The sequence below is a fragment of the Nocardia sp. FBN12 genome (genome assembly GCF_054031145.1).
Map to the genome: position 1 here is coordinate 5,743,048 of NZ_CM132926.1, position 20,727 is coordinate 5,763,774.

Annotated in this window: 19 protein-coding genes; 5 read left to right on the top strand and 14 right to left on the bottom strand. The window is 64.9% G+C overall.

What is annotated here, in order from left to right; translation table 11 throughout:
• Positions 1 to 94: 94 nt before the first annotated feature.
• The 5 genes from ACWZHB_RS27170 to ACWZHB_RS27190 form a co-directional block, all read right to left on the bottom strand.
• Positions 95 to 391: a hypothetical protein gene (locus ACWZHB_RS27170; protein WP_427904626.1), complete on the bottom strand. Its 297-nt coding sequence runs from the start codon at positions 389 to 391 to the stop codon at positions 95 to 97.
• The gene (locus tag ACWZHB_RS27175; RefSeq protein WP_427904627.1) at positions 369 to 599 is read right to left on the bottom strand and encodes a hypothetical protein; all 231 of its coding nucleotides are present in this window, start codon (positions 597 to 599) and stop codon (positions 369 to 371) included. Before ACWZHB_RS27175 ends, ACWZHB_RS27170 begins: the two co-directional genes overlap by 23 nt.
• Before the next feature lie 32 nt (positions 600 to 631).
• Entirely contained in the window at positions 632 to 1,399 is a 768-nt protein-coding gene (locus tag ACWZHB_RS27180; RefSeq protein ID WP_427904628.1) for a PE-PPE domain-containing protein, read from the bottom strand.
• A gap of 277 nt (positions 1,400 to 1,676) precedes the next feature.
• A complete protein-coding gene (locus ACWZHB_RS27185; protein WP_427904629.1) occupies positions 1,677 to 2,246 on the bottom strand; it encodes an ImmA/IrrE family metallo-endopeptidase in 570 nt (189 codons plus the stop codon).
• Between the two features lie 756 nt (positions 2,247 to 3,002).
• The gene (locus tag ACWZHB_RS27190; protein WP_427904630.1) at positions 3,003 to 3,695 is read right to left on the bottom strand and encodes a hypothetical protein; all 693 of its coding nucleotides are present in this window, start codon (positions 3,693 to 3,695) and stop codon (positions 3,003 to 3,005) included.
• A gap of 377 nt (positions 3,696 to 4,072) precedes the next feature.
• Between ACWZHB_RS27190 and ACWZHB_RS27195 the strand changes: the two genes are divergently transcribed.
• Positions 4,073 to 4,468 (top strand): helix-turn-helix domain-containing protein, encoded by a 396-nt coding sequence (locus ACWZHB_RS27195; RefSeq protein ID WP_427904631.1) that lies wholly within the window; start codon positions 4,073 to 4,075, stop codon positions 4,466 to 4,468.
• A gap of 138 nt (positions 4,469 to 4,606) precedes the next feature.
• Positions 4,607 to 6,241, top strand: a complete 1,635-nt coding sequence (locus ACWZHB_RS27200; protein ID WP_427904632.1) for a HipA domain-containing protein — start codon at positions 4,607 to 4,609, stop codon at positions 6,239 to 6,241.
• 39 nt (positions 6,242 to 6,280) lie between these two features.
• Here the strand turns inward: ACWZHB_RS27200 and ACWZHB_RS27205 are convergent, their stop codons facing one another.
• The 4 genes from ACWZHB_RS27205 to ACWZHB_RS27220 all read right to left on the bottom strand — a co-directional run bounded on the left by ACWZHB_RS27205 (position 6,281) and on the right by ACWZHB_RS27220 (position 11,230).
• On the bottom strand, positions 6,281 to 7,576 hold the full coding sequence (locus tag ACWZHB_RS27205) for an acyltransferase family protein (RefSeq protein ID WP_427904633.1): 1,296 nt from the start codon (positions 7,574 to 7,576) through the stop codon (positions 6,281 to 6,283).
• Positions 7,577 to 7,629: 53 nt separating this feature from the next.
• Positions 7,630 to 9,087 (bottom strand): hypothetical protein, encoded by a 1,458-nt coding sequence (locus tag ACWZHB_RS27210; protein ID WP_427904634.1) that lies wholly within the window; start codon positions 9,085 to 9,087, stop codon positions 7,630 to 7,632.
• A 52-nt stretch (positions 9,088 to 9,139) separates the two neighbouring features.
• Positions 9,140 to 10,678: a hypothetical protein gene (locus ACWZHB_RS27215; RefSeq protein ID WP_427904635.1), complete on the bottom strand. Its 1,539-nt coding sequence runs from the start codon at positions 10,676 to 10,678 to the stop codon at positions 9,140 to 9,142.
• 171 nt (positions 10,679 to 10,849) lie between these two features.
• Positions 10,850 to 11,230: a hypothetical protein gene (locus ACWZHB_RS27220; RefSeq protein WP_427904636.1), complete on the bottom strand. Its 381-nt coding sequence runs from the start codon at positions 11,228 to 11,230 to the stop codon at positions 10,850 to 10,852.
• A 123-nt stretch (positions 11,231 to 11,353) separates the two neighbouring features.
• Here ACWZHB_RS27220 and ACWZHB_RS27225 point away from each other — a divergent pair, with 123 nt between their 5' ends.
• On the top strand, positions 11,354 to 11,551 hold the full coding sequence (locus ACWZHB_RS27225) for a hypothetical protein (protein WP_427904637.1): 198 nt from the start codon (positions 11,354 to 11,356) through the stop codon (positions 11,549 to 11,551).
• Between the two features lie 140 nt (positions 11,552 to 11,691).
• On the opposite strand, the gene ACWZHB_RS27230 is transcribed toward ACWZHB_RS27225, so the two are convergent.
• Together ACWZHB_RS27230 and ACWZHB_RS27235 are read right to left on the bottom strand one after the other, a co-directional pair.
• Positions 11,692 to 12,561 (bottom strand): MaoC family dehydratase, encoded by an 870-nt coding sequence (locus ACWZHB_RS27230; protein WP_427904638.1) that lies wholly within the window; start codon positions 12,559 to 12,561, stop codon positions 11,692 to 11,694.
• Positions 12,561 to 13,916, bottom strand: a complete 1,356-nt coding sequence (locus ACWZHB_RS27235; protein WP_427904639.1) for a 3-oxoacyl-ACP reductase — start codon at positions 13,914 to 13,916, stop codon at positions 12,561 to 12,563. Before ACWZHB_RS27235 ends, ACWZHB_RS27230 begins: the two co-directional genes overlap by 1 nt.
• 205 nt (positions 13,917 to 14,121) lie before the next feature.
• Here ACWZHB_RS27235 and ACWZHB_RS27240 point away from each other — a divergent pair, with 205 nt between their 5' ends.
• The gene (locus tag ACWZHB_RS27240; RefSeq protein ID WP_427904640.1) at positions 14,122 to 15,459 is read left to right on the top strand and encodes an acetyl-CoA C-acetyltransferase; all 1,338 of its coding nucleotides are present in this window, start codon (positions 14,122 to 14,124) and stop codon (positions 15,457 to 15,459) included.
• Positions 15,460 to 15,562: 103 nt separating this feature from the next.
• Here ACWZHB_RS27240 and ACWZHB_RS27245 read toward each other — a convergent pair whose 3' ends face one another.
• The 3 genes from ACWZHB_RS27245 to gnd all read right to left on the bottom strand — a co-directional run bounded on the left by ACWZHB_RS27245 (position 15,563) and on the right by gnd (position 18,554).
• On the bottom strand, positions 15,563 to 16,540 hold the full coding sequence (locus ACWZHB_RS27245) for an alpha/beta hydrolase (protein WP_427904641.1): 978 nt from the start codon (positions 16,538 to 16,540) through the stop codon (positions 15,563 to 15,565).
• A 107-nt stretch (positions 16,541 to 16,647) separates the two neighbouring features.
• Positions 16,648 to 17,346 (bottom strand): hypothetical protein, encoded by a 699-nt coding sequence (locus tag ACWZHB_RS27250; RefSeq protein WP_427904642.1) that lies wholly within the window; start codon positions 17,344 to 17,346, stop codon positions 16,648 to 16,650.
• Positions 17,347 to 17,522: 176 nt separating this feature from the next.
• A complete protein-coding gene (gene gnd, locus ACWZHB_RS27255) occupies positions 17,523 to 18,554 on the bottom strand; it encodes a phosphogluconate dehydrogenase (NAD(+)-dependent, decarboxylating) (protein ID WP_427904643.1) in 1,032 nt (343 codons plus the stop codon).
• A gap of 301 nt (positions 18,555 to 18,855) precedes the next feature.
• Here gnd and ACWZHB_RS27260 point away from each other — a divergent pair, with 301 nt between their 5' ends.
• Entirely contained in the window at positions 18,856 to 20,712 is a 1,857-nt protein-coding gene (locus tag ACWZHB_RS27260) for a VanW family protein (RefSeq protein WP_427904644.1), read from the top strand.
• Positions 20,713 to 20,727: the final 15 nt, after the last annotated feature.

Here is a 20,727-nt window from a genome sequence, read left to right on the forward strand (position 1 = left end):
CAGGAGCGCGGCATGCGGCGGGCTCGAAACCCGCACCGTGTCGAGTGTTCTCCGGGGGCCGACCGCATGCAGTTCGGGAACGGCGGGGACGCCGTCAGATTTCTTCTTGGAGGGTGGCGGGGATCTTGTAATCCGCCACCGGGGGCTCCATGCCTGGGACGTGCAGGCGCAGGAAGCCGAGCAGTTCGTCGATGTGTCGCTGCAGTGCGCGGATCAGACGGATCGCATCGCGGAATCGGAGGTGATCGTCGGCGGCCTGCTCCTCGAGCGCGACCACTCGCTCACGCAACTTGGCGACTTCGCGGGCCTGCCACGCTGTCACCGCGCCGATCACGGTGGCGAGGGCCATGCCGGTAGCCTGCACCAGTTCAGGGCTTAACCACGTTGCCATCCCGATCACCTGCCGATCCGCTCACGGGGGTAACAGCTGGCCTGATGAGTGCGCCGGCGATCACCGGTGTGGCCAAACCGTAAAGGGTGAGCAGTGTTTCGACCCACGCCGAATCGATTTGGCGACCGAGAACATAGGCGAGGACACCCGTGGCAGCGACGAGGACCGACCGAACCAGCGCGGGTTCTGGAGCATTGCTGATTCTCATAATGTGTTCCTTCCCACATACTTTCGCGGGTCTCAGATGCGCCCTTCGGCGACATCGCGATTCAGCGCCTGGGCTAGTGCGCGGGAGTGCCCATAGCGGACGTAATCACTGGTGTGCCTGCCGTCGAAGAGGTAGCCGCGGGCATACGCGACAGCGCCGGCCCAGTGGCGCCAGTTCGATGGAGACCACCAGCGCTGCAATTGGTTTCGAGTCGCGGTGTCGAGCATTCGCTGTGCCCATCGGATCGCCGAGTTCGCACTGGCGAAGCTGAAGAAAGCGCTCAGATCCGCGATAGTTCGCAACGGATTGCCCGCGGGCAGGGCGGTGATGGGGTCGCCGGGCACTGCGGCCCAGTAGGCGGGAATGCCGTCGATCGGCCGCTCGCCGACCACGCCGTAGCCGCCGGGATCGGTGTCGCCGAGATACTCACCTGCCGGTCGACGCGGATCGGCGATCAGCGCGCAGGCGATCACCTCACGACCCGGATGCTCGCCGCGACCGATCTCGGCCGCGAGGTCACCGGCTACCGCGGCACCTTGCGAATACCCAGCCAGTACAACACGATTCGGTGAGCGGTCGATAGCCGCCAGCATCGCCCTTTTGCCTTCGGCGACGCTCTCTGCGTAGCTCACGTGCGAGCCGTAGTCGGCCGGGTACGGAACCATTCGAGGGGTGAACATCGACTTGTTCAGCGCGTCGACGAAGGCGCCGGTGACGCCGTCGCCGCCGGGGTTCCAGGTGCCGCCGACCACAAGTACATCGATGGTGCGCGACGTTCCTTTCGGAGACCACAGTGACATGTTGCTACCTCTCGGGGGGGCATCGGGTTGGAGGTCCCGCTCCGGACGAGTGCTCATCTGGAGCGGGACCGATTCGCCCCTGCGCTGCGACAACGTCTTTCGACCGCAGCGTGCTGCGGGAGACGGCGCATCAGGGGCGGGCATGCGGCGGGCTCTGAACCCGCTGGTGATGTTGAGTTTGTCCGGGGGCCTACCGCATGAGTTCGACGTCAGCTACAAGCGCCAATGACAAAGCCCCCGTACCGTTTTCACGGAACGAGGGCTCAGATGGACTTGGCTATCGGTGGTGTCGGCCGGGGGCGAGCTGGCGCAGGATATCCCCCGAGCTGGACGTCGGCCACAGACAGAGGTAGGGGTATTCGGAGGGCATACCGGGCAGCCAACCGAGGCGATTCAGCAGGTGGACCGGGATCACCGCGAATTCTTCGTTCGCCAGGTGTTCCAGCCGCCAGCCGAGCAGGAATTCGGTGACACCGAGGAGCGCCGCGACATCGGTGAGGTTGTCGCCGACCTCCAATGCGTCACGCAGGTCGGCGATGGGAATGAGCCGTTGTGCGACAACATGATGAACCTGCTTCTCGATCCGGCCGCGCCACCGCTCGCCGTCGAGCGCTGCTGCCAGTTCGCGCGATTCGGCCATCTCGATGTGCGCGACGGCGTGTGCGATGACTTCGTTTCGCACATGACCTGACAGGTCCGCTTGGATAAGGATCGCACGGTCGGCTACCGACCAATACGACACGAAGTCGAAAACTACGGCCGAATCGACCCGGATTCCAAGGCTGAACGCCAATTCTTGGGCATTGAACCCATTGCGCTGCACCGCGATATCTGGTCGATCTGACATCGCGGCATCCGACTCACCTTCGTCACCCATAGCAATACACAACTCTCACAACTCGGAACTGACCACGACCCGTCGCATCATCACCACCCCGACGGTGTCAGATGCTGTGCGTCACGTCACCGAGAAGTGTTTTGCGTCACAATGATCGGCGGCCGGAGAGTACGCCAGCGATTCACCACACCGGCGACGACCTCGAGATCCGCTACGCAGATGTCGGAGATGTCGACATGGCCGGCATGAGCCCTTCTACCTGGCAGCGAGTCATTCACACCGTGGAGGGACCCACCGCCCGCGCGATCTGACCGGGATTCGGTCGGCTTACCCGAGTCGTCGGGAATGAATGCATCGAATGCACCTGACACAGGAAGAACCTCACCCAGCAGCCGAAATGTGGAGACTCTCGGTCGAGAGCACGTGCCCATTCTAGCGTTGACGTGAGCTGAGCCCCGATCGGGATCCGCGGGAGGGCGGGACAGCTTGTATCCAATCGCATTGCCCTTAGACGCTTTTGGGCATGCGAAATCCCGCTGGCACTAGTTTGCGGCATCGGCCACATGATGTCAACCCCCAATCCAAGACGGAACGAAATCGCTGGTCCAGGTAGGTATTTCGAACTGGGCACATACTGCGCTCCCTCGAATCCGCTATGGGCCCAAGCGCTTTTGGCGCGAACAGTCCGGCGAGCAGAATCCCTGCGCCAACGCCAGCGGGGCGCCGGCAACAATCTGCCGACGCCCCGCTGGGTCACTCTGTTCGCTATGCATCTTTCCTGTGCTGTCGCGCTGGGAGAGCCCGGTGCGCGTCCAAAACCTCACCGACAAGGAATAATTCGGGCCAGCCGGCCGACCAAGGGCCCGGCACCGGCGTGATCAGCCCCGCCTTGCGCAGTGTGCGCACCCGACGGGCTGTCAGATTGCCGAAGGTGTCACCCAGCTGTTCCGCGAGCTTGCCGATGCCGGCGGCATTGAGGCGGACCGCCCTGGCTTGCAGGACAAGGTCCGCGTCGGCGGCGGCGACCTCGGCCGGCGGGCACACCACCGTCTCCGCCGCCTCGATCGCCGCGCCGATCTCGGCCGCCGCGGTCTCCACGCCTTCGGTCATCGCCAGCGCAATGATGTTGCGTTGCAACCACTCCGCCATTCCACTGATGCTCGTCGCGCCACCGTAGGTGACATCGCGCTGTTCGCACACCAACCGAACCCACGCCCCCAAGACCGACTGGAGATGGTCAGCAGCACGAGCAGCGGCCGGGTTGAACGGCAGTCGCTGCTCCCGCGCACCGTTGCGGGTGCGGTAGTCCACCGTGCCGAATCGTGTCTGACGCGTTCGCGCGTCGAGTAGGTCCTCGGCCAGATCGGGGACGTCGCCCAGCATCCGGGCAAGGTCCCGCGCTTCCTCGCGATCCAGGTACAGGTGAGCATCATCGACCCACCTGTCCAATGGGGTCACGCCGCATGAATCCTCCCGCATGCGGTTCGACGCCGTGACGGCATCGTCTGTGCCCATGTACGTACTCCTTCAGTCGATAACGGGCCGGAGCCCCGGTCGTCCCCTGCTACGCGGCCGAATCGGTGCGTGCTCGGGACGGTGTCGCGGAGTGACTCCTACTGGGACCCACAATCGAACACTCGTTGTATGCAACGTTGTCGAAGCGCGCCTGTCAAGCCGAGCGATCAGATCCGCATACCCAATTACCAGTTCGCACAAACAAACTCACTCGATCCTGTTAGCATCAACAAGCCGAGGCGGCGTTCACTTCGCAAGTTCGCAGCTGGCCGCTGCATGCACTTAATGCATCAGTGCAAACAATCTGCTACCCTCGATGCATGGTGAGACAACGGAGCGCGGTGGTCCCTCCCGAGGTCAGCGCCACCCTGCGGCTTGCTCGCAAGGAGCGCGAGATGTCGATGGACCGTGCCGCGAAAGCAGCACGAATCAGCACGAGCCTGTGGACGCAGGTCGAGAACGGAACCCAGTACAAACGCGGCCAGAAGGTCCAGGCCAGCACCACGGCCGAGACCTTGCAGGCGATGGCCGAGGCGGTCGGGCTCGACGCCGAGCCACTGCTGGCGCAGACGGGTCTGGATCCGGTCGAGCCGGAGCCGACTCGACCCCAGCCGGCCGAGGGGATCGTCGACCTCTCCGGGTTGTCCGAAGGGGATCTGCGGATTGTCGCCGCGTACGTCAACGGGCTTAGAGCAGCTAGGCATGTCTCCCAGTAGCTTCAGCCACTCGACCACATTGTGCCCCCTTGTAAGCACGCGAGTCGAACCCCGGCGGCAGTACAGCGGCTATCAATAGCCAACAGCTATGCTGTGCGGGTCAAGGCAGGTCAGACAGCCGAAACTCGGGGGCTTGTTGTGCAATACATTCGCACATACCAGGAGGCGGAGCGCAACGCGGCCGCTCGCATGCAGGAATTGGGATTCGTCGATGCTGAGGTAACCGCCGCCGGCGCGGATGGCGGCGTTGATATCCGCGCGACAACCGCACTGGCACAGGTTAAGTGGCGCGGAGCGGCAGTCTCTCGAAACGAGGTTCAGAAGCTCTTCGGTGCACGTGGTAGCGCCTTCTACAAACGCCTCCTCTTCTTTGCCGCGTCTGAGTATTCGATGCACGCTATCGCCTACGCCGACGAACACCGGATTGCGCTCTTCATCTACGAGCCGAATGGCGCGCTCGTCCCCCGCAATCACACGGCCGCTGAACTGACCTCAGCTCGACGCTCTCTGACCACGAACCCTCGATCAGCGAGCGGAATCTCGACTGCGTGCAACGCCGCAGCTCACCCCAACGCCAACCTCCGAGAACTGAAAAGGATCCGTAGCGGCGACATTTACAAGGCAGGGCATCTAGCTGCTGTGATTGCGAGAACAGACGATGGTGGCACCGAATTCCGGTATACCCCTGAGTATCTCCAATGTCCCAAAGATCCGATCGCCTCCACGCTGCCAGTCGGCAACGCACCGGTGCATGTACCCAGGGGCTCAGTGCCAACCTTCTTCGCAGGTTTGCTGCCAGAAGGTCACCGGTTGGCGCTACTTCGACGGGCAGTCGAGACAAGCGCCGAAGACGAACTCAGCATCCTTCTCGCAGTTGGCGCCGACATGCCGGGCGACATCCAGGTCTTCCCAACCGGCTGCGCCCCCGTCGATGTTCCAAGCCTGATGGAGTGCACGGCGATTGGCCAGGCGGCCTTCGACCGATGTGTCGAAGTGGTTGATCCACATTCGATCCCAGGTGTCCAGAACAAGGCGAGTGCGTCGATGATCAGTACGCCGATCGTCGCGGGATTCGGACGATTCATCCTGAAGCTGTCGCAGTCGGGATACCCACACCTGATAGAGAACGAGGCCGCGCATCTGGCCGCAGCCCGGACGCTGAAGTTGGCAGTCACCGATTCGGATCTCGTGCACGACAGGTCCGGACAGCCGGGGCTACTCGTCCGCCGCTTCGACCGCGTCCTCGATGGAGACACGTGGCGTCGTCTCGCGTTCGAAGATGCCACCCAGGTTCTCGGGTTGCCACCCTCAGCGAAGTACAACGTCGATTCGGTCCAAGTCGTCGAAGCACTCGCCGGCACGGTCCGCGCACCGCTGCTCGCCGCCCGAAATCTGTACTTGCAGTTCCTATTCGCATGGTTGACCGGCAACGGCGACCTACATGGCAAGAACATCGGGGTACTTCAGGACAGCCTGGGACGTTGGGCTATCGCGCCGATTTACGACATTCCATGCACCCTGGTCTACGACGACGACTCGATGGCGCTGCCGATCGTCGGGCGAACGAAGAATCTACGCGCAAAGCACTGGGCCGAATTCGCCGCAGAAATCGGGCTACCCACCAAAGCCGCGAAGTCGGCGCAACAACTCGCACTCCGCGCCGCATCGACAGTCGATCTCGATCAGCTCCGGTTCACCGGTTCACCGTTGAACAGAACTCGACGTGAACTCCGGCTTCGCCGAGGAGAATTGGAGCATACGCTCGACTCGTGAGGACAGGAGCGACTCATTGCACGGACGTCCGCTGGTGGGTCAGCCGACCGGGGATGCCGCTGGTCGTGCGCGGGCGTCCATCTTGGCCATCACGCGATGGCCCAGTGCGAGGGCGGGTTTCTCGATCTTGTTGTAAGACAAGGTGGCCAGGGCGATCGAGATGATGATCCATGTGCACCAGGTGAGCCAGGGTGCGGGACTGCCGATCAGCGAGGTCGGCCATTTGGGTACTGCGTTGATGACGAAACCGTGTACCAGATACAGCGAGAAGCTGATTCGGCCCAGGAACAGCAGTGGGCGCGGAAAAGAACGTCGGAGCAGTAGCAGCGCCCCCGCGAACACCAGATAGGCCCCGATCACGGGAATATTCACCGTCACATCGGGCAATGCGTCTCCGGTTCTGCGCAGGAGTGGAGATCCGAGCAGTTCGAGGCCGGCGATCAAGCAGACGGCGAGCCCGAACACCCCCCAACCGAGCCAGGCCGAGGTCTCGCCCGCTGTCATCCGGTACAGCACGGTGCCGACGAACATCGTCGCAAAAATCGTCACCGCGTACGCCGAGGGGACAGGCTGGTTCAACACCAGCGGAACAACGATCGCGGAAATCAGTACCGCTGCGGCAGCCGCGCGTTTGGTAGCGGCCCGCCATGCGAAGAACGCCGCGACAACAACTGTTACACCCACAACTATCAGACGAGTACGAAGGTTCGCCTCGCCGCCGCTGAGCATCGCGACCGGCAGCAGCACGCCGGCCAAGGGAATCGAACCGATCGCGAAGAGCGCCACCGGCACCGATCGGCGGTTGCACCCGCCGATGAAAAGTAGTGACACGAACGCGTAGAAGGCCAATTCGAAGGCGAGTGTCCACGCGACGACAAGCATCTGTGAGTCGGATCCGCCGATAAAGTAGTGCGCCATCGTGGCATTCGTGGCGAGGTCCAAGGCAGGCTCTTGCAGAAAGCCAGGAGGCCCGCCGTACATGCCCGCAATGTGCAGGAAGACCGCCGCGATCAGGCATACCCAGAACAGGGGGTACAGCCGGAAGAATCGGCCTACCCAGAACGCACCCAACGACCGTCCCCGCTCCATCGACGCGGGGATGATGAAGCCGCTCGCGATGAAGAAGACGAAGACCCCGAACACCCCGCTGTCGAAGTAGCCGATCGAGAACCGGGCGTAGGCTGGCCACAGTTCAGACGAGCAATGCTCGATCACCACGGCCGAAGCGGCGATACCTCGGAGTGCGTCCAGAAACTCGAACCGGCCGCCACGAGTCCGGGCTTTGCCTTCGACTGGATCAGTCGAAACAGGCACCACATCAACAGCTTTAGTCATACCGCACCATCACATCGTCGAACAGGTCATCAATCGTTTGCCGGCAGGATCTATCAGTCCGCCACTGTCACCCAACTCTGCGTTCTGCCCGACGATTGGCCGACCTCGCCGATGACCTGCCCGACCGGCGCACCGGCATCCTTTCTCACCAGCGCGAAGTGTGCACCGGTAGTCAATTCCTCTGCGGTGCAGACCAACTTGTCTGTCACCAGTAGCTCCATCCGCTTGGCATCATCGGCGCAAACCCGAAGGCCGGCGCGCGCCCCGCCCAGCACGAGAGGAACAACTTCGGCCCAAGCTTCGTGCGGTCGGCGTTCCAAGACGATCGGCCGATCTCCGGCCACATCGACCATCGCATCCAAAGCTGCTGGGATACCGACCAATTCGTGGCGCTGATTGGCCAGCGAGTGGGTCATCGCAACCACCACGATCCCGGCGACGAGCAGGCCGACGCCCGCGTATTTCAGTTGGTCGAGCCGCTGGGTGAGACCTATCAGCAGGAGGAAGAACATGAACAGCGGAACGGCGTACGAGAAGTAGCCGATATAGGCCTCGTTGATCTGATCGATGCCGATCATCGCGTAGACCACCATCAGCGCCACCGACGCCGCGCACAAGGCCACGCCGCGCTGCAAAAACCTCTGTCCGCGCGCCACCAATGTGACGAGGACGAACAGCGCGACGAGAATGACCAAACCGAGTCCTCGGTTCGGCCCCCAGAACTGCACCGTGTACGACACCGCGGTCCACGGCATGTGAATGCCGTGGCCACCGCCATAGCCGACGTACTTCGGAAGTTCACCGGGGAAATTCACGATCGTATTGAGCAGGATCGGGAAGGCGAACACAGCAACGACCGCGCCGAACCACCACCAATCCTTCTCGGCGACATCCAGTTTCCATCGTCGGACAACGAGGTAGAGCGCTGCGCCACCCAGCAATGTCACGAAGAACAAGAACTCGGCGTGGCCATGGATGAGCAGTCCGCCGGTGAGCGCCGCGATCCAGAGGTGTCCGGTCCGCCCGGCCAGTACCGAGGACACCGCAACCAGAAAGGCCAGGAACACACCGAAATACACGTAGGGCATCGCGGGCTGGCTGAGCAGTTCGCGGTACGCCGTCACGAACAACAAGCTCGCACCGCCGAGCCCGGCGATAAGCGACCAGGACGGGTACCAGCTGTAGACGATGCCGAGTACCAGGGCCACCATCGTGGCGTTGAAGAGCAGGATGGCGATCGCCTGACCGTTCCACGGTGACGGCACCAGATTCAGCACATCGTAGAAGAGCCATTCGCCGAACGCATCCACATAGATGAGCGCGGGCCCAGGGTGATGAAATCCGACCCTGGAATAGTTGCCGACAAGGAGCTCGAAATCCTTCGCCGCGAGCACCTGGATCGACACGGTCGCACCGTCGCCTTCCTCGAACACCACTCGGGTGAACAGGTCACGACTGCTGGTCAGCAGAGCGGAGGCGTACGCGACCCAAGCCACGAGAAACACTCGCATGGGCCCGAACCGCCCACCACTCGTCCGTGTTCTCTCATCAGTTTTCGTCGTGTCAGTCAACCGCGGTCACCCAGACATGCTGGCTGCCGTTCGCCGGGCCCATCTCGCCGACCACATGCCCAGCGGGGGCACCGGCTTCCTTCCACCACACCACGAAACGGACCCCGCGGGCCAATTCCTCCGGGGTGCAGACAAATTCGGTAGTCACCAGCAGTTCCATCTTGTTGCGATCGTCGGCGCACACCCGACTACCATCACGTACTCCGGCCAGCACGAGTGCGGTCACGTCGGCCCACGCCTTGTGCGGTCGGCGCTCCAGAACAATCGGCCGATCGCCGGCTACCCGCTCCATCGCCTGCAACGAAGCGGGAATGCCGAGGACCTCGTTGCGCCGATTGGCCAGCGAGTGTGTCATCGCGGCGACCACGATCCCGACAACGAGCAGCCCGACACCGGCGAACTTCAGCCACTCGGTCCGCTGGGTGAGACCGATCAGTGCAAGCATGCACATGAACAGCGGCACCGCATACGAGAAGTACCCGATGTAGGCCTGATCGATTTGATCGATGCCGATCATCGCGTAGACCACCATCAGCGCCACCGACGCCGCACAAAACGCCAGGCCGCTGTTCAGGAACTTTTGGCGGCGCGCCACTCGCACCACGAGGATGAAAAGCGCGACGCAGATGACATAGCCGAGCAGGCGGCTCGGCCCCCAGAACTGCATTGCGTACGACACTGCGGTCCACGGCATGTGGATCCCGTGCCCACCGCCATAGCCGACGTACTTCGGAAGTTCACCGGGGAAATTCACGATCGTATTGAGCAGGATCGGGAAGGCGAACACAGCAACGACCGCGCCGAACAGCCACCAGTCCTTCTTGGCGATCTCCAGTTTCCATCGCCACACGACCAGGTACAGCGCCACCCCGCCCAGAGCCGGCACGAAGAACACGAACGCCGCGTTTCCGTGAAAAAGCAATCCGCCGGCCAGCGCCGCGATCCACAGGTGTCCGGTCCGCCCGGCCACTACCGAGGACACCGCGACCAAAAAGACCAGGAAAATCGCGAAATAGACATAGGGAAACCAGATCCCGCTGATCAGGTCGCGATACACCGTCACGAACAAAAGGCTCGCACCGCCCAGCCCGGCCATGAGCGTCCACGACGGATACCAGCTGTAGACGACGTTCAGTGCCAGAGCCATCATCGCGGCGTTGAGCAGCAGAATGGCGATCGCCTGACCGTTCCACGGGGTCGGCACCCACTGCAGCACATCGTGGAAAAGCCACTCACCGAACGCCTGCACATAGATCAACGCTGGTCCGGGGTGATGAAAACCGATCCGGGAGTAGTGTCCGATGAGAAGGTCGAAATCCTTCGCGGCGATCACCTGGATCGAGAAGGCCGCTGCGTCCTCGTGCTCGTACAGCATTCGGGTGAACAGATCACGGCTGCTGGTCAACAGAGCCGTGGCATAGGCGAGCCACGCCACGATGAATACTGCGAGTCCCCCCGGCTGAAACGTGGTGCGTACTTCTTCTTCGACCCGTACCACCGGATCGACAATTACCTGATCAGATTTCGTCACACCACACCGCAAATAGTTCGAACAGGGCCTACCAACCCATAGCCGGCGATCTTAGTGCCAGCTGGGCAACACTGAGCAACGGGAGTCGATGGCCATCGTGGGCAATGCCCTCAGCGACCGAAACGACGAGTGCCCCGCTCGTCAGCAGGGCACTCGTCGTCAGGTGGTAGGTCAGGCAGCCGGGGCCGGGGTCTCCACCGGCTCCTCTTCGGCCGCTGCCGAACCGCTGGTCAGGGCCTTCAGAATCGTGGCCAGGCTGTCGGCCGAACCGGTGGTGGCGTCATCGCCGGTCGCGGGGTCGGTCTCGTCAGCGATATCGTCGCCGGTTGCGGGGTCTGCCGGGTCTTCGGCCGCTGCCGAACCGCTGGTCAGGGCCTTCAGGATGGCGGCCAGGCTACCGGCCGAGCCGGTGGTGGCGTCGTCGCCGGTCGCGGGGTCGGTGGTCGCGGGCGGCGGGGTGGTCTCTTCAGTGGCGGACGCGATGCCCGTGCCGAACATTGCCATCCCGGCGGCGATGACGATGCCGAAGCTGAGCGTGCGAATCTTCTTCATGAAGTGAAACCCCTCGGTATTAACCATGATTATCGGCCTTGTTGCCGACTGAAAGTTTCTAACACGCGTTACAGACACCTCCCTAGCCCGAAATATTCGGGGCGCCCGCATCGCTGTTGCTGCATGATTGCTGAGGCGGTGAAATGCGGCGGAATTCGTTTCTGGAGTGTCATCTCGATGATTCGCCGATTGTCGCACGGAGCGGAAGGTGCCGGCTCGACCAAGATCATTACCGCTGGACAATCGATCAATCGCACGCGCCGCGCGGACCTGCGCCGCGACAAACGGCCGAGGTCGTGCGGCCTGCTTGCGCCGAACTGAACTGAGTACCCAGTTACCGTTCGGCTTAGACCATGATAGATCTCACTCACAGAACCTGTAACAGATTGCCCTCGAATTCGATCGCGGCAAAACAAAAGGGCCGCACACCCCCTGGAGTGTGCGGCCCTGTCGGTGGGGACTCAGCGCAAAGTCGCGGTGAGGTGTGGGTAGCCCTTTTTCGGGTGCAGGATGGAGAGGTCCCAGCCGGATCCGGCCTGCTCGGCGTAGATGTTCACCGAGGACGGCAGGAAGATCGGCTTACCGAATTTGACCGCGTAGGTGGTCTTTTCGGGGACACGGCCCTCGATGGTGCTGAGGATCGCGGCTGCCGACCACATGCCGTGGGCGATGGTCTGGGGGAAACCCATTGCCTTGGCGCCGATTCCGGAGACGTGGATCGGGTTGCGGTCGCCCGACGCGGCGGCGTAGCGGTTGATCATTTTCTGATCGACACGCTGCACGCGCAGCGGGGGCGGGGGGACCTCGTCGGCGGGGGGTGCCGATTTCGGGCCGCCCGACAGCGACGTGCGCTGCTGGTGCAGGAACGTGGTCACCTGACGCCAGACGAGTTCGCGGCCGACGCGGATCTCCGTGATCGCGTCCACCAGAAGGCCTTTCGGGTGTTCACGGAGATTCTCGATGTGGGCCGAGAAGTCGAGGGGCTCGGCGACCGAGATCTCGCGGGTGCGTTCGATGACGTTCTCGAAATGCACCGCACCGACCGCGCTGAACGGGAAATCCCGTGCGACAACGAGTTCCATCATCAGCGGGAACGCGAGGATGAAGGGGTACGTCAGCGGCAGAGTATCGCTGAAACGCAGGCCGGTGGCGTGGCAGTAGTCGGCCAGGTGGTCGGGGTCGACCCGCACACCTTCGACGACTACCCGGCGATCGGGCAGGGTCGGCTTGCGACCCGACAGCGCGGCGGGCAACGGGATGGCGCCCAGCGCCGCCTTGGCGTACAGGCCGCCGTTGCGGGGAACCTCGGTGAGGGTGATCGTCTGAGTCATCAGGCGCCGATCAGGCTCTGACCGCACACGCGAACCACGTTGCCGCTCACCGCGTTCGACGCGGGGCTCGCGAAGTAGGCGATGGTCTCGGCGACGTCGACGGTCTGGCCACCCTGCAGCAGCGAACTCATCAGGCGACCGGCCTCACGGGTGCCGACGGGGATGGCGGCGGTCATGGCGGTCTCGATGAAGCCGGGTGCCACCGCGTTGATGGTGATGCCCTTCTCGGCCAGCAGCGGTGCCTCGGCGTCGACCATGCCGATGACACCGGCCTTGGAGGCGCCGTAGTTGGTCTGGCCGCGGTTGCCCGCGATGCCCGCGATGGAGGACACATCGATCACGCGGCCGCCTTCCTTGAGCACACCCTTGGCGACGAGGCCGGAGGTGATGCGGTGCGGGGCAGCGAGATTGACGTTGATCACCGAGTTCCAGCGGCCCTCGTCCATGTTGGCGAGCAGCTTGTCGCGGGTGATGCCCGCGTTGTGGACGACGATGTCGATGCCACCGAAACGCTCGGTGGCGAAGTCGGCCAGACGCTCGGCGGCGTCGGGCGCGGTGACGTCGAGGGCCAGCGCGGTGGCGCCGATCTTGTTCGCGGTGTCGGACAGCGCCTCGCCCGCGGCGGGGATGTCGGCGACGATCACGGTGGCGCCGTCACGGGCGAACACCTCGGCGATGGTGGCGCCGATACCGCGCGCGGCACCGGTCACGACGGCGACCTTGCCCGCGAGCGGCTTGTCCCACGAGGCCGGGGCGACCGAATCGGCGGAACCGACCCGGATGACCTGGCCGTCGACGAAGGCCGACTTGCCCGACAGCAGGAAGCGCAGGGTCGACTCGAGACCCGTTGCGGCAGCATCGGATTCGGGGTGCACGTAGACGAGCTGGCCGGTGGCGCCGCGCAGCAGCTCCTTGGCGACCGAGCGGGTGAAGCCCTCGAGCGCGCGCTGGGCGATCTGCGCGTCGACCGACCCGACCAGTTCGGGGGTGGTGCCGAGCACGACGACACGGCCCGACGGCGCGAGGTTGCGCATGGCGGGCTGGAAGAATTCGAACAGCTGCGCGAGCTTGTCGATCGAGTCGATGCCGGTGGCGTCGAAGACCAGCGCGCCGTACTTGGTGCCCGAGTCGAGCGAGTCCGCGACGGTGTAATCCGACAGCAACGCGCGGACCGGCTCGGCCAGGCGGCCCTTGCCACCGAGCAGCACCGGGCCGGGCAGCGCGGGCTCGCCGGCCTTGTAGCGGCGCAGTTGCGCCGGCTGCGGGAGGCCCAGCTTGCTCGCGAGGAACGCGCCGGGGGCGGAGTGGATGAAAGATCCGTAGAGGTTCGGTGCACCCTTGCTCTTGGCTGCCACTGTTCCTACCTTCTCTGTGCTCGACGAGTGTGTGACCGTGCTCCGCCCAGTGTCCCCCGTGTGAGCGCACACTTGCGGGTACGGTGTCGACAACGAACTTACTCCGGAGTAAGTTTAATGTAAACCGATACGACGCCGCGACCGCACGGGGGCCCATTCCACCGGCCGGCGTTACCCGGAACCGACGAGACCATGGAGAACTCGAGTGACTAGCAAAGCCCGCTCGGCGACGGCCAAGGCCGCAGCTAAGCCTGCCAAGGCCGCGAAGACCCAGCACCCGGTCGCCATCGTTGGCGGCAATCGCATTCCGTTCGCGCGCTCCGACAAGGCCTACGCGAAGGCGTCCAACCAGGACATGTTCACCGCCGCGCTCGACGGGCTGATCAGCCGGTTCGGCCTGCAGGGCGAGCGCCTCGGCATGGTCGTCGGTGGCGCTGTGCTCAAGAAGGTCGGCGAGCACAGCCTGATCCGTGAGAGCGTGCTCGGCTCGAAGCTCTCGCCCTACACCCCGGCCCACGACCTGCAGCTCGCCTGCGGCACCGGCCTGCAGTCGATCGTCACCGTCGGTGACGCGATCGCGCTCGGGCGCATCGAGTCCGGCATCGGCGGCGGCGCCGACACCACCTCCGACGCGCCGATCGGCGTGAGCGAGGACATGCGCGAGTGGATGCTCACCGCCAACCGCGCCAGGACCAACAAGGACAAGCTCAAGCTGGTCGGCCAGCTGCGTCCCTCGATGCTTGGCATCGAGATCCCGCGCAATGCCGAGCCGCGCACCGGGCTGTCGATGGGCGAACACGCCGCCATCACCGCCAAGGAGTTCGGGGTCGCCCGCGAGGCGCAGGACGAGCTGGCCTACCTCTCGCACAAGAACATGGCCGCCGCCTACGACCGTGGCTTCTTCGACGATCTGATCACGCCGTTCCTCGGCCTGACCCGCGACGACAACCTGCGTCCCGGCTCGACCGTGGAGAAGCTGTCGACCCTGAAGCCGGTGTTCGGCGTCAAGGCGGGCGGCGCCACCATGACCGCGGGCAACTCGACCCCGCTCACCGACGGCGCGTCCGCGGTGCTGCTGTCCACCGACGAGTGGGCGGCCGAGCGCAACCTCCCGGTGCTGGCCCACCTGGTGGATTCCGAGGTCGCCGCGGTGGACTACATCCACGGCCCCGACGGCCTGCTGATGGCGCCCACCTACGCGGTCGCGCGCCTGCTGGCCCGCAACGGCCTGACCCTGCAGGACTTCGACTACTACGAGATCCACGAGGCCTTCGCCTCCGTGGTGCTGGCCACTCTGGCCGCGTGGGAGTCCGACGCCTACTGCAAGGAGCGCCTCGGCCTCGACGGCGCGCTCGGCTCGATCGACCGCAGCAAGCTCAACGTCAACGGCTCCTCGCTCGCCGCGGGCCACCCGTTCGCCGCGACCGGCGGGCGGATCGTCGCCTCGACCGCGAAGACGCTGGCGGAGAAGGGATCCGGCCGCGCGCTGGTCTCCATCTGCGCCGCGGGCGGGCAGGGCGTGGTGGCGATCATCGAGCGCTAGCTCGCACTGATCACACAGCGACGGCGGGTGGTTTCTCCGGAAACCACCCGCCGTTCGTCGTCTGAGCTCAGCGGCACATCGGGTTCGGCTGCGCGGATCGCAGTCAGCTCGCGTCGATAGCGGCGGCGATCAGCGGCCAGGAGTTGTGGAGGTCTTGTTCCCAGTACCGCCAGGTGTGGGTACCTGCGGGGCGAAACTCGGTGTGGGCGGGGATGTTCAGTTCCGCCAGCCGTGCGGCGAGGCGCTGGGTGCAGTGGTTGGCGGCGGCTTCGATGGCGCCGCCGAGGAGGATCTGGTCGGTCATGCCGATGACCTTTCCTGGCGTCGCTCCGGGCGGCAGGGTTTCGGCGACGCCGGGGAGTCCGTTCGCACTGGACAGGTAGATCGCCTTGCCGCGCAGGCGTTCCGCGTTGAGGTAGGCGTCGTTCGCACGCCAGGCGGGGTCGCCGGGTGGGCCCCACATATTGGCCGGATCGGCGCCGCCGCGGGCGAGGACCAGGTCGATGGCGACGCGGCCCATCGGGTCATCGACCGAGGCGCAGCCGCTGTAGGCGCCGACGGCACGGTAGCGGTTGGGCGCGGCGATGGCCAGGTTGAGCACCGCGGTGGCCGACATCGACAGGCCGGCAATGGCATTCACGCCGGTGGTACGCAAGGTGGTGTCGATGATCGGCGGGAGTTCCTCGGTGAGGAAGGTCTGCCATTTGTTGCGGCCGAGCTTGGGATCGTCGCGCTGCCAGTCGGTGTAGTAGGAGAAGGCGCCCGCCGCGGGCGTGACGACGTTGACGTTCTTGTCGGCGAAGAACTGCACGATATCGGTCTGGTTGTACCAGTTCGCGATATCCTCGCCGCCGCCCGCGCCGTTGAGCAGATACAGCGTCGGCCGTGGCGCGCTGGTGTCATGCGGCGTGATGACCTGCAGCGGGATCACCCGGTCCATCGACGCGGAGTACACGTGCAGCGTCTGCTGTCGCTGGCCGGGCCGTTCGATCCGATCCAGGCGCGATCCGTCCGCACCGGCGGTTCCGACGGCGACGATCGACAGCGCGATGACAGCGAGCGCGATCAGCACGGTCCGCATACAGGTGAACACGATTCCTCACAGGGTTCGAAACAAGGTGCGCCACAAGGAGAATGGAACGCCGGGACGGCAGCGCGAGACCGTCCCGGCGACCAAGTGCTGGGAGATCAGCTACCGATCAGATCGCCCAGCACGTCGGAGATGATGTCGCTCAGCGAGCCGGTGGAGCTCAGCTGGCCATCATCGGAACCGAGCCCGTTGTCGCCGAGGCTGCCGATCACGGTCTCGCCCGCGTTGGCGCTACGCGCGGTGAAACAGGCGGTGAGGCCGGGCATTTCGTTGCTGACGCCCACGGTGCCCGCGACGCCGACGCCACCGCTGGTGACCATCTGGCCCACCTTGATGCCGCTCGGCACGGGGTAGGTGATGGTCAGGGTGACCGGGTTGCCGGAGTTGACGAACCAGCCGGTGCTGGTGACCTTCCAGCCGCCCGCGTTGGGTTCGGCGGTGACGTCCTCGGTGACCTGGCCGCCGATCGCGTGGTAGGCGGTGATGGTGGTCTTGGTGGGTGCGCCGAAGCCGACGGGCGGGAAGTCGGTGATGGTGTTGACGTACGGGTTGCCGATGCCGGTGGTCCCGACGATCACCTTGTAGGTGACCGAGGTGCCGACGCCGATCTGCTCGGCGCTGGCGATCTTGTCGTAGACGTGGGTGACACCGACGGTGCTCCAGTCCTGTTTGGTGTCGTGGCTGCTCACCGCGCAGCCGGCGGCAGCGGCGACGCCGGAACCGAAGCCGACACCGATACCGGCGACGACCAGGGCAGTAGTGGCGATGCCCGCGGCGATACGCGAAGTCCGGAACATGATTTCCTCCAAGGCTGACCCCCTTCGGGCCACAACGTAACGGCCCTACTGGACGCTTGTCCTAGGAACAGGAACGCGTTCTCATTTTTGTGGAACATTCACATTCCAAATTGCGCCGGAAATGCGGCGGCCGGCCTTCCTACGTGCGGAAAGACCGGTTGCAGGTGTCAAGGGGGCTATATCTGCGGCAGCTCGTTGTGGCCGCCGAACGCCTTCCTCATGGCTGAGAGCATTTTGTCGGCGTAGAGGGCCTGGCCTCGGGAGGAGAAGCGCTGGTAGAGGGCAGCGGAGAGCACCGGGACCGGGACGGCGGTGTCGATGGCGGCGTCGATCGTCCAGCGACCCTCGCCGGAGTCGGAGACGCGGCCACCGTAGGAATCCAGGTCGGGGTCGGCGACCAGGGCCGATGCGGTGAGATCGAGGAGCCAGGAGGCCACGACCGAGCCGCGGCGCCACACCTCGGTGATGGCCGGGATGTCCAGGTCGTACATGTAGTACTCGGGGTGCTCCATCGGCGTCTCCTCGGCGGAGTGCTCACCGTGCAGATACGCCGAGCCCGCGTTGGCGTGCTTCAGGATGTTGAGACCCTCGGCGTAGGCGCCCATAGCGCCGTATTCGATGCCGTTGTGCACCATCTTCACGAAGTGGCCCGCACCGTGCGGACCGCACAGCAGATAGCCCTTCTCGGCCTGCGACGGCTCACCGGTGCGGCCGGGGGTGCGCGGGGCAGACTCATAACCGGGGGCGATGGTCGCCAGCAGCGGCTCGAGGTAGTCGACCTGGGCCTGGTTGCCACCGATCATCAGGCAGTAGCCGCGCTGCAGACCGAACACGCCACCCGAGGTGCCGATGTCGAGGTAGTGAATACCCTTGGGCTCCAATGCCTTCGCGCGCTTGATGTCCTCGTGGTAGCGGCTGTTGCCGCCGTCGATGATGATGTCGCCCGGCTCGAGCAGCTCGGCGACGTCCTCGATCACCTTGCCGGTGGCGCCGGCGGGGATCATCACCCACACCACGCGGGGCGCCTCGAGCCTGCCGATGAACTCGGCCAGGTCGGTCGTGCCGCTGAATTTGTCACCCAGCTCGGCTTCCAGCTCGGGAATCAGCCCTTGGTGGCGTTCGTACCCGACGGCGGAGTGCCCGTCACGCACGATGCGGCGCACGATATTGGCGCCCATCCGGCCGAGGCCGATCATTCCCAGCTGCATCAGTTCTCCTCGTAGTCCGGTCGTGGTGTCGAGTCTCACCCTGATTGTCTCGCGAGGTGGGCAGCCGTCGCGGGGCGGCGCCACCGGGTTCACCGAAATTCTTCCGAATGGGCTGTAACGCCCCGCTCGGGGGCCCGATAAACAGATCGGCTCCGTGTAGTTGCCAGACCCCCGACCCGGCAACTACACGGAGCCTTTCTGTTGCCGACAGCCGGTTGCCGAGCTGCCGAGCGCGCCGATGCGCGTTACCCTCGGGCCGGACCCCGCAAACATTCGGGGCCAACCTAACGGAAGGACCTCCGTGCCCAGCGAGTCGACCGCCGGACAACCGGCCGACCGAAGGGGCGAGGTCGGATTACGCAAGTTGCTCGAATCAAATCGCACTTTCGATCCGGACACCACCGCCCTGACCCAGCCCCTCAGCACTGTGACCCGCGACCGCTGGTCGCCCACTCCCGGCCCGGCACCACAGCCGCCGGCCCCGCCCGCCAACCAGCAGCTGGTCAAGCGGATCGGGATCGCGGTCGGCGCCGTGCTGGCCGTCGGTACCGCCGCCTACCTGGCCGACCTCGCGTTGAGCTCGGGTGAGGTGGCGCGTGGCGTCGTCGTCGCCGGGGTCGACATCGGCGGGATGGATCAGGCCGAGGCCGACGCCCTGCTGCACTCCGAGCTCGGACCCAAGGCCGAACGACCGCTACCCGTGCGGATCGGCGACGTGCAGGCCAGCCTGGTGCCCGCCGCCGCAGGCCTGTCGGTGGACTACGACCGCACCTGGGACGCCGTCGGCAGCCAGCCGTTGAACCCGGTGAGCCGACTGCTCTCGCTGTTCGGCACCCGCGAGGTACCGGTCTCGAGCACGGTTGACACCGCCGCCCTCGACGCACAGCTCGAGAGTTTCCGCGCCCACGACAATCCGACCGTCGAGGGCACGGTGCGGTTCGAGAACGGCAGGCCCGTCGCGGTCGCGCCGGTACCGGGCCGAGTGCTCGACACCGAGGCCGCGCGCGCCACCATCACCGACCGCTGGGCCGCGAGCAGCCAACTGGACCTGCCCGTGGTGGCCGCGCCGGTCGCCGTACGTACCGATGCGGTGCAGGCGGCGTTGCGCGATATCGCGACCCCAGCGGTGGCGTCACCGATCGTCCTGGCCGGCAAGGACATTCAGGTCGCGCTGACGCCCGATCAGATCGCCGACGTGCTCGGGTTCGTGCCCGACGGCAACGGCGGGCTGGCACCGCAGATCAACAATGACGCCGTCATCGCCTTGCTCGCACCGCAATTGGCGCCGTCCGAGGTAGAACCCAAGGACGCCACCTTCACGGCAGGCGCCGGTAAGCCCACCGTGGTGCCTTCCGTGGTCGGTGAGAAGGTCGACTGGCCCAAGACGCTGGAGAAGCTGCCCGCCCTGCTCACGGCGCCGGGCCCGCGCACCAGCCCGGTGGTGTATCAGCGCATCGAGCCCAAGCTCACCACCGAGGCCGCGAACGCGCTCGGGGTCAACGAGATGATCGGCCAGTTCACCACCGGTGGCTTCAGCGGGCCCTCCGGAGTGAACATCCGCACGGTCGCCGCGAAGGTCGACGGAGCGGTGATCAAGCCGGGAGATACGTTCTCGCTCAACGAGTTCACCGGTCCGCGCACCGCCGCGGAAGGTTATGTCGAGTCCGGCATCATCGACAAGGGCAGGCCGAGTACCGCGGTCGGCGGCGGCATCAGCCAGTTCGCCACCACGCTCTACAACGCGGCCTACTTCGCCGGGATGGAAGACGGCGGGCACACCGAGCACAGCTACTACATCTCGCGCTACCCGGCCGCGCGCGAGGCGACCGTGTTCGACGGTGCGATCGATCTGGCGTTCCGCAATACCGCCACGACCGGTGTCTACATTCAGACCGTGGCCACCGGATCCGAGATCACCGTGCGGTTGTGGGGCACCAAAACCGTGAACGTGGAATCGATTACGGGCGAGAAGTCGAAGCCGACCGAGCCCAATGAGGTAGTGCTGCCCAAGGGTAAGGACTGCATCGCCTCCGAGGGTGCGCCCGGCTTCACCATCTCCGACACCAGGGTGATCACCGACGCCAAGTCCGGTGCGCAGGTGTCGCGGCATACCCGGACCGTGAAGTACGACCCGATCCCGGTCGTCAAGTGCGAGTAGGGATTCGACGGTAAG

Coding starts and splice junctions, on each gene's coding strand:
- ACWZHB_RS27170 (WP_427904626.1), bottom strand. CDS start 391: ATGGCAACGTGGTTAAGCCCTGAACTGGTGCAGGCTACCGGCATGGCC.
- ACWZHB_RS27175 (WP_427904627.1), bottom strand. CDS start 599: ATGAGAATCAGCAATGCTCCAGAACCCGCGCTGGTTCGGTCGGTCCTC.
- ACWZHB_RS27180 (WP_427904628.1), bottom strand. CDS start 1,399: ATGTCACTGTGGTCTCCGAAAGGAACGTCGCGCACCATCGATGTACTT.
- ACWZHB_RS27185 (WP_427904629.1), bottom strand. CDS start 2,246: ATGTCAGATCGACCAGATATCGCGGTGCAGCGCAATGGGTTCAATGCC.
- ACWZHB_RS27195 (WP_427904631.1), top strand. CDS start 4,073: ATGGTGAGACAACGGAGCGCGGTGGTCCCTCCCGAGGTCAGCGCCACC.
- ACWZHB_RS27205 (WP_427904633.1), bottom strand. CDS start 7,576: ATGACTAAAGCTGTTGATGTGGTGCCTGTTTCGACTGATCCAGTCGAA.
- ACWZHB_RS27210 (WP_427904634.1), bottom strand. CDS start 9,087: ATGCGAGTGTTTCTCGTGGCTTGGGTCGCGTACGCCTCCGCTCTGCTG.
- ACWZHB_RS27220 (WP_427904636.1), bottom strand. CDS start 11,230: ATGAAGAAGATTCGCACGCTCAGCTTCGGCATCGTCATCGCCGCCGGG.
- ACWZHB_RS27225 (WP_427904637.1), top strand. CDS start 11,354: ATGATTGCTGAGGCGGTGAAATGCGGCGGAATTCGTTTCTGGAGTGTC.
- ACWZHB_RS27230 (WP_427904638.1), bottom strand. CDS start 12,561: ATGACTCAGACGATCACCCTCACCGAGGTTCCCCGCAACGGCGGCCTG.
- ACWZHB_RS27245 (WP_427904641.1), bottom strand. CDS start 16,540: ATGCGGACCGTGCTGATCGCGCTCGCTGTCATCGCGCTGTCGATCGTC.
- ACWZHB_RS27250 (WP_427904642.1), bottom strand. CDS start 17,346: ATGTTCCGGACTTCGCGTATCGCCGCGGGCATCGCCACTACTGCCCTG.
- gnd (WP_427904643.1), bottom strand. CDS start 18,554: ATGCAGCTGGGAATGATCGGCCTCGGCCGGATGGGCGCCAATATCGTG.